Annotated in this window: 4 protein-coding genes and 1 pseudogene; 4 read left to right on the top strand and 1 reads right to left on the bottom strand. The window is 53.9% G+C overall.

Features of this window, described 5'->3' with window-relative positions; genetic code table 11:
• From Q1Y74_RS13410 to Q1Y74_RS13395, 4 genes are all read left to right on the top strand, one after another.
• Positions 1 to 878, top strand: an 878-nt coding sequence (locus tag Q1Y74_RS13410; protein WP_300814798.1) for a fimbrillin family protein, incomplete at its 5' end; no start/stop codon positions are given.
• Positions 879 to 908: 30 nt separating this feature from the next.
• Positions 909 to 1,925: a FimB/Mfa2 family fimbrial subunit gene (locus tag Q1Y74_RS13405; protein ID WP_300814797.1), complete on the top strand. Its 1,017-nt coding sequence runs from the start codon at positions 909 to 911 to the stop codon at positions 1,923 to 1,925.
• Positions 1,926 to 1,952: 27 nt separating this feature from the next.
• A complete protein-coding gene (locus Q1Y74_RS13400; protein ID WP_300814796.1) occupies positions 1,953 to 5,099 on the top strand; it encodes a hypothetical protein in 3,147 nt (1,048 codons plus the stop codon).
• Between the two features lie 119 nt (positions 5,100 to 5,218).
• Positions 5,219 to 6,178 carry an Rpn family recombination-promoting nuclease/putative transposase gene (locus Q1Y74_RS13395; RefSeq protein WP_300814795.1) on the top strand — a complete coding sequence of 320 codons (960 nt, stop codon included), beginning with the start codon at positions 5,219 to 5,221 and terminating at the stop codon, positions 6,176 to 6,178.
• A 101-nt stretch (positions 6,179 to 6,279) separates the two neighbouring features.
• Here the strand turns inward: Q1Y74_RS13395 and Q1Y74_RS13390 are convergent.
• Positions 6,280 to 7,907, bottom strand: a pseudogene (locus Q1Y74_RS13390) (AAA family ATPase); the annotation flags it as partial.

The raw sequence follows: 7,907 nt of genomic DNA, 5'->3' as shown, positions 1-7,907 counted from the left end.
CTGCCCTGCTCGCGGCCTCCTGCACCACCTCCCTGACGGACGAACCCGACACCACCGCCCGCGCCATCGCCTTCAGCACACCGCAGGCCGGGACGCGCGCGGCAGTGACTTCGTCCGCCGACATGATCGACTTCAGCGTGTGGGGCGGCTACGACAGCAGCGTCGACAACGTATTCAACAACGAAACCGTCCATGCCCAGACCTGGACTTACAGCGGCGGCACCCGCTACTGGATACCGGGAAAGACGTATAACTTCTATGCGGTGCATCCGGCAGGGCTAAATGCTTCCGTGAATGCTTCCGGCACCATCACCGTCACCGACTTCGACTGCTCGGCAACCGGAGGTGCAGCCGTTGATTTGATGACGGCGACGGCACCGGGAAGTGGGGACAATCCTCAACCTGTAGCGTTGGAGTTCGGGCATGAGTTGGCGCGGATAAAGTTCACTGTAAAATCCGAAAACACCGTGGCAACCGTCAGCAGCTTCAAGGTGTATGGCGTGAACTACCAAGGAATACTTACTAAAGGAGTAACGGCAAGCTGGAGTCCTGTAACAGCCTGTACTGCAGACAATACTCCTTACAAATTAGAAAACTTTGCTTTCAACACTACGAATGGTTTTGAAAAAGACGTGCTGGGTGACGTATTGCTGATACCTCACACAGACCTGACAAATGCCAAACTGGAAATAGCATATCGCTATCAAGATGAGACGGCAGACCGAATCTCCACTATCAGTTTACAGACCACTGACATCGTTCAATGGGATGCCGGAAAAAGCTACAGTTACACACTGACCATCAAGGGCGGCGAACTGGGTATCACCGTCAATGTCGTTGACTGGGAGGAAGAAGATACCTCCGTGTCGTGGGGATAATTACAGGGAACAATGAAAAGAAACAACGATATGAAACACTTATCTTACCATTACATCGTGGGGCTACTGGCCGCCTTGCTGTCGGCAACCTTTGTAGGCTGTACCGACGAGGCCGACGAACCGGTGGCTGACGGACACACGGCCACCATCCGGCTGGATATCCCCATGCTCGAAGCGGCTACGCGCATCACGACGCCCACCGAAGCACAGGAAAAGGCCATCAACCAACTGCGTGTCATCATCCTGTCGCAGGGGGCAACCAGTATCAACCGAACGTTTACGGCTGACGACCTTGCAGGCGGCAGCATCACGATAGACAACGTCCCCGTGGGACAGGTGCAGATGTATGTCATTGCCAACGAGGCGAGCCTGGGCAAGGACTACAGCTACCTGAAGACGTTGCAGGCCGATGTTGACCAGACAAGCGGAAAGGTGCACATAGAGGACCCCCAGCGCACCTGGTTCCCCAAGCGCGGCTCGGAAATGGATTTTACCACGAAGGGGCTGCCCATGAGCTGGATGAACAAGAACCTGACCATTGAGCCGCCTACAGATACGCCTCAGGAAATTAAAGTGGAACTGGTGCGTACCGTGGCGAAGCTGAACATACTGATGAGCAATGCCTTGACCGCCCCAATCACCATCGACCAGATGTCGTTTGGTAAGTTCTTTGGCAATTGTCTCTACCTTTTTGCCGAGCAAGACCTCGACGTGCCCGACGATACGGAATATGCCTCCAAGGATTACACAGGCTTGAGCATCGAGATAGCGGGTGGCGAGACCGCGCAGTTGGTACTCTATATCTATCCATCGTTTGCATGGACGAATCCGCTGGAGGCTTCGCCTTACACCATCGGGTTTCATACACAGGCAGGAAAAGTGTATCAGCCTCAATCTTTTGTGAACAGCTACGGTGCCCTCAACTCCATAGCCCGCAACACGCAGGTCAACATACATGCCACGCTCAGCGCGCCGGCCAATGTGCAGATCAGCTTCGAGGTAGTGCTTTGGGCAGAGAAGAACGTAGAGGTTCCGCCGTTCAATTGATAAATGTACAGTGATTGATATACAGATATGAAAGCAAGCAAGTTTTTACAGATGATAAGCCTGGTGCTGGCACTGACGGCGGTGTCGTGTGTCGACGATACGTTTGTCGACAACCGTAACCGTGTCGTAGAAGGGCTTCCGGCCAGCGTACAGCTCGGTTTCCAAGCCGAGGAAAGCCCGGTCATCACCCGTTCCGAGCAGGATGCCGAATACGAAAACCGGGTGGACAATATATATGTATTGGTGTTCGACGGGGCGGGCGACCGTCATTTCGGTAAGTTCTGTACCGATGGCGACGGGTTGAGCTATGCCGACGGCACTACCGGACACAACACGGGAACCGTCTTCTTCGAGACTACCTCGCTGAACGATGCTCGCATCGTGGGCATTGCCAACCTGACGACTACCACTACATCGACGGCATACAGCATCACCAAAGAAAAACTCGATGCCATCCGGAACTTGAACGAGTTGAAGGCACTTGTCATGAAGATGAAGAGCGAGTCGGTCTACCGCGGCGCCCTGTTCATGATGACCGGTTATGCCAAGGATAAGTATAACCCCGACAGCGATGTGGTGACCATTCCCGGCGGCGAAGGCAGCACGCAAACCCTGAATGCTACCCTCAAGCTGGAACGTACCGATGCCAAGGTGAAGTTTGTGGTCAAGACCAGTCCTGCCGAAACAGGCTGGACTGAATTTTCTTTCCTGCCCAAGACATGGACGGTGAAGCGAGTGCCCCTGCAGTCGTATGTGTTGGAGGCCGAAACCGGCGACTATGACGATGCTACAGACGCCGCTTATTTCAGCACCCCTGCCATACCGTTCGAGGAAATCACCCGCAACGCGACCGATGCCAACCTGTACGACGGAGGCAGCTTCGTGTTCTACATGCCCGAGAACAAAAAAACACCACAGAAAGAAATAGCCTCCACCGGCGACGCTAACGCCGATTATGCCGCGCGTGAAGCCTGGAGCGATGAAGACGACAAGGGCGACAAGAAGTTTACGAACGCCAATGCCAATTCTACCTACGTGGAAATGACCGGAACGCTTTCCTACAAGGACGACAACAACGGGCAGCAGGTGAGTGCCGACGTGCGCTTCACGGTGCACTTGGGCTATGCTTCGGGCAACGTCAACGACTACGATACCGAGCGCAACGGATACTATACCTATACGGTAACGGTAAGGGGAATTAAAGATATTATTTACGAGGTGGAAAATCACAACGACCGTCGCCCGGGCTACGAGGGAGACGTGGTATATAGCAGCGACCAGATATTTGAGTTCGACTCGCACTACGACCGCCGTCTCATCAAGCTGAACAAATCGGACATCAAAGACGACATGAAGTGGAGTGTCAACACCCCCTTCAGTCGTGGCATACACGAGATGGGAACGGAAATCCCGGAGGAGATGCGCGACTATCGTTGGATTAAGTTTGCCGTGAATGCCGATTACGGGGTGGGTTCTAGCGAATATGTGAAGTACCCGGGCGACCAGAATTATAATGACCCGCACCCGATGCCAGGAGCGGCAAACAATCAGCCTTCCCCCTACTATACAAGCGATGGCAGAAATTTCCCCTATGCCCGTTTGCGCGACATAGACCAACTGATAAGATACCTGCAAGAGGAAGCCGACAAAACGTCCTCTACCATCTTTGACAACCAGGGCAATGTGGCCATCACTGTCTTTGTAGACGAAAACCTCTATTTCAACGACCCGATTACGAACGAGTCGGACGAGAATAATCGTTCGTTGTGGAAGCTCACTGCCGACAAGGAAGATCGGCAGATGCACATCATAGCAGGCGGCTCGGAGTATAGCGATGACGGCAATTCGAGCATCGTACACTCCAAGTTCTCTTTCAAGCAGCGTACCATCCGCACCATATTCAATGTGGACAAGGAAGACCTGACCACAGCCTGGGGGCTGGAATCAACCATGGAGACGGGGCGCTTGGCAACCGGCGATGTGTCGCGAGGCACAGATACCCGCAACGGACGTGCCAACTGCCTGGAGTGGCTGGTAGGGAAGAATTGGACACAGGTGCTCAGTACAGCCGATCATTATGCACTGAACAGCGGTTATGACAATGCAGCATACGCATGCTTGTTGCGAAACCGCGACTTGGACGGAGACAACATCATAGACGCCAACGAAGTCCGTTGGTATCTGGCCAGCATCGACCAGCTGACCGACATCTATCTGGGCGAATATGCGTTGGACGAACAGTCGCGCCTATATCCTAGCAATGCAGCCGACAGGGAAGGTAAGGTACGTTGGCATTATACCAGCTCGTCGGCTTATGGCAATAACTCGTGGATTCTTTGGGCCGAGGAAGGGGCATCACGAGGTGGTTCGGGTGGCTCTATCGATGATGATGGAAAAACAAACACACTATTTTCCTACCGCTGTGCCCGTAATTTAGGTCTTCCGCTTGATAAACCGAATGAACTGCCTGCCGATTTGGTTTCTGTAACAGAGGAGGCCGATGGCAATTATCTGATTGATGTGACCAATATGAGTGTAAAAGCGCGCCGCACCAATTATGAGGTGAATCGCCTGCCTGCACACAACGAACGCGATGCGGATAACAGGCCGTATGCCAAGTTTAGAGTAAATAAGGATTGTTTTGCTTATCCGTTGGAGGCGGTGAATGGTGGACATACAGGTCCTTATTCAGCATCATCAACAGAAAATGAAACAAGTTATAATTGGATAAATAAGCAGAATTGGCTCTATTATCAAACAGTAGACCCCAGCCCGGAAGGCTATCGCATTCCGAATCAGCGCGAGTTACTGATTATGTCTTCCCGCTTGACGGCTGATCAATGGCCTGTATATTCGGTTACTGCAACATATTGGGTAAGAGACTCTGACTTGGGTAATTTTTGGAATCACCAGGAACATCAGGCAACAAAGACATTTTCCGATTTGAAGCCCGACCGTTATGTGTGCCAGACGGCCTTTTCTTTGAATGGAAGTACACCCTACACTTCATTGCGTGAAGGTTTTCTTTGGGAAACGAGTGGAGTATTCTTTTTGCAGAATAGACGGGATGAAACAGGCTGGGTTCGTCCCGTTCAAGATGTAGCTCGCCGTGAGGCGCGGTTCCCGTCCTTCCCAATGCTTGGCGAAGCGGGGAGGGCAGCACTTGTTGATTGACAATAAGTGTTTGTTTGTTTTGTTTGTCAAGCCACACTGCCTTTGGGCGTGTGGCTTGTTTTTTTCAGGGGCATTCACTATCTTCGCAAGCGGAATCCACCTTTTAAAACAACAACCCTATGGCAAAAGACAAATATATCCGTTTTGACTGGGCCATGAAACGCATGCTGCGCGACAAGGCCAACTTCGTGGTGCTTGAAGGGCTGCTTACCGTGCTGCTGGAGAGGAAGATTACAATTCTGGAAATCCTTGAAAGCGAGGCCAACCAGACCGACTATGACGACAAGTTCAACCGCGTGGACATCAAAGCCCGCGAGGAGAACGGTGACATCATCATCGTCGAAATCCAGAATACCCGCGAACTGTATTATCTGGAGCGTGTGCTCTACGGTGCCTCCAAGGCCATTACGGAACACATCTCGCTGGGCAATTCTTATGCCGAGGTGAAGAAGGTTTACTCCATCAGCATCCTCTATTTCGACATCGGCAAGGGCAGTGACTATCTGTACCATGGGGTGACCAACTTCGTGGGTGTGCATACGGGTGACGAACTGAGTATCTCGGCAAAGCAGGAAGGCGCCATTGTGCGTAAGATGCCGCGCGAGGTCTTTCCTGAATATTACCTCATCCGTGTCAACGAATTCAACAAGGTGGCCAAGACACCCCTTGAGGAATGGATTGCCTATCTGAAGAGCGGTGAGATAACGGCCGATGCGACTGCGCCGGGACTTCCCGAAGCCCGGGAGAAGCTGAGATACTATAACATGTCGCCGTCAGAACGCCATGTGTACGACGAACACATCAATGCTGTAATGATTCAAAACGATGTGCTCGACACTGCCAAGCTGGAAGGACTTATGGAAGGAAGGGCGGAAGGCCGCGCGGAAGGCCGCGCGGAAGGCCGTGCGGAAGGCCGTGCGGAAGGTCGCGCAGAAGGCCGTGCGGAAGGCCGTGCGGAAGGCGAAAGGATGAAGCAACTGGAAATTGCCCGCAATCTGAAAGGATTGGGGCTGGACATTAAGGCCATCTGCCAGGCAACCGGACTGACTGCGGAAGAAGTAGAGGGCCTTAGCTTGTAATAGTCATCAAAGAAAAAGGGATGCACCCTGAAGAATCGTTTGATTCGCGGGTACATCCCTTTCTTATCGTGGTGCGGCCGCCGGATGGGCGGCGTGCGGCATCAGTTCTTGAACTCCAGTCCGTTGGCGGCGGCGTTGGCATCTACCGTGATGGGGCGGCTGCGGTCCACTTCCTGCGAGAGGAGCTTCTTGGACAGGTCGTTGAGCAGGTAGTGCTGGATGGCACGCTTGACGGGACGGGCACCGAACTCGGGATCGTAGCCGGCTTCGGCCAGGAAGTTGACGGCGGCGTCGGTCAGCTTCAGTTCCACACCGTTGCCTGCCAGCATCCGCTGTACGCTTTCAATCTGCAGCCTTACAATCTGCTTGATTTCCTTCTCGGTGAGCGGCAGGAACATGATGGTCTCGTCGATACGGTTGAGGAACTCGGGCCGTATGGTCTTCTTCAGCATGTTCATCACTTCGCGCTTGGTCTCCTCCACAATCTGCTCCTTGTTGCTGCCGTTCAGCTTCTCCATCTGGCTCTGGATGTAGGAGCTTCCCATGTTGGAGGTCATGATGATGATGGTGTTCTTGAAGTTCACCGTCCGGCCTTTGTTGTCGGTCAGACGTCCGTCGTCCAATACCTGCAAGAGGATGTTGAACACATCGGGGTGAGCCTTCTCAATCTCATCGAACAGTACCACGGAGTAGGGCTTGCGCCGGACGGCCTCGGTGAGTTGTCCGCCTTCGTCGTAGCCCACGTAGCCCGGAGGCGCTCCGACCAGACGGGAGACGCTGTGCTTCTCCTGATACTCGCTCATGTCGATACGGGTCATCATGGTCTCGTCGTCGAAGAGGAATTCGGCCAGTGCCTTGGCCAGCTCCGTCTTACCCACACCGGTGGTACCCAGGAAGAGGAACGAACCGATGGGCCGCTTGGGGTCTTGCAGTCCTGCACGGCTGCGGCGCACGGCGTCGGACACGGCCTCGATGGCTTCGTCCTGACCGATGACCCGCTTGTGCAGCTCTTCCTCCAGGTGGAGCAGCTTCTCCTTCTCGCTCTGCAGCATCTTGCTGACGGGGATTCCCGTCCAGCGCGATACGACGTCGGCGATGTCCTCGGCATCCACTTCTTCCTTAATCATGGCGCTGTCGCCCTGCATCTCGTGCAGCTTCCTGCTGGGTCTCTTCAATCTCCTTGTTCAGGGCCTGCAGCTTGCCGTAGCGTATTTCGGCCACCTTTCCGTAGTCGCCTTCGCGTTCGGCCTTCTCGGCTTCGAACTTCAGGTTCTCTATCTCCACCTTGTTCTGCTGAATCTTGTTGACCAGCGTCTTTTCGCTCTGCCACTTGGCCTTGTACGAGTTTTCCTGTTCCTTCAGTTCGGCCAGTTCCTTGCCGATCTGCTCCAGCTTGGGCTTGTCGTCCTCGCGCTTGATGGCTTCGCGTTCAATTTCCAGTTGCTTTATCTTACGCGAAATCTCATCCAGTTCTTCGGGCACGGAGTCCACTTCCATACGCAGCTTGGCGGCTGCCTCATCCATCAGGTCGATGGCCTTGTCGGGGAGGAAGCGGTCGGTGATGTACCGGTTGCTCAGCTCCACGGCGGCGATGATGGCATCGTCTTTGATACGTACGTGGTGGTGGTTCTCGTAGCGTTCCTTCAGTCCACGCAGGATGGAGATGGTGCTCAGCGTGTCGGGTTCGTTCACCATGACGGTCTGGAAACGACGTTCCAAGGCCTTGTCC

Source organism: uncultured Bacteroides sp., from assembly GCF_949298305.1.
GTDB lineage: Bacteria > Bacteroidota > Bacteroidia > Bacteroidales > Bacteroidaceae > Bacteroides.
This window is presented reverse-complemented; position numbering and strand designations above follow the sequence as displayed.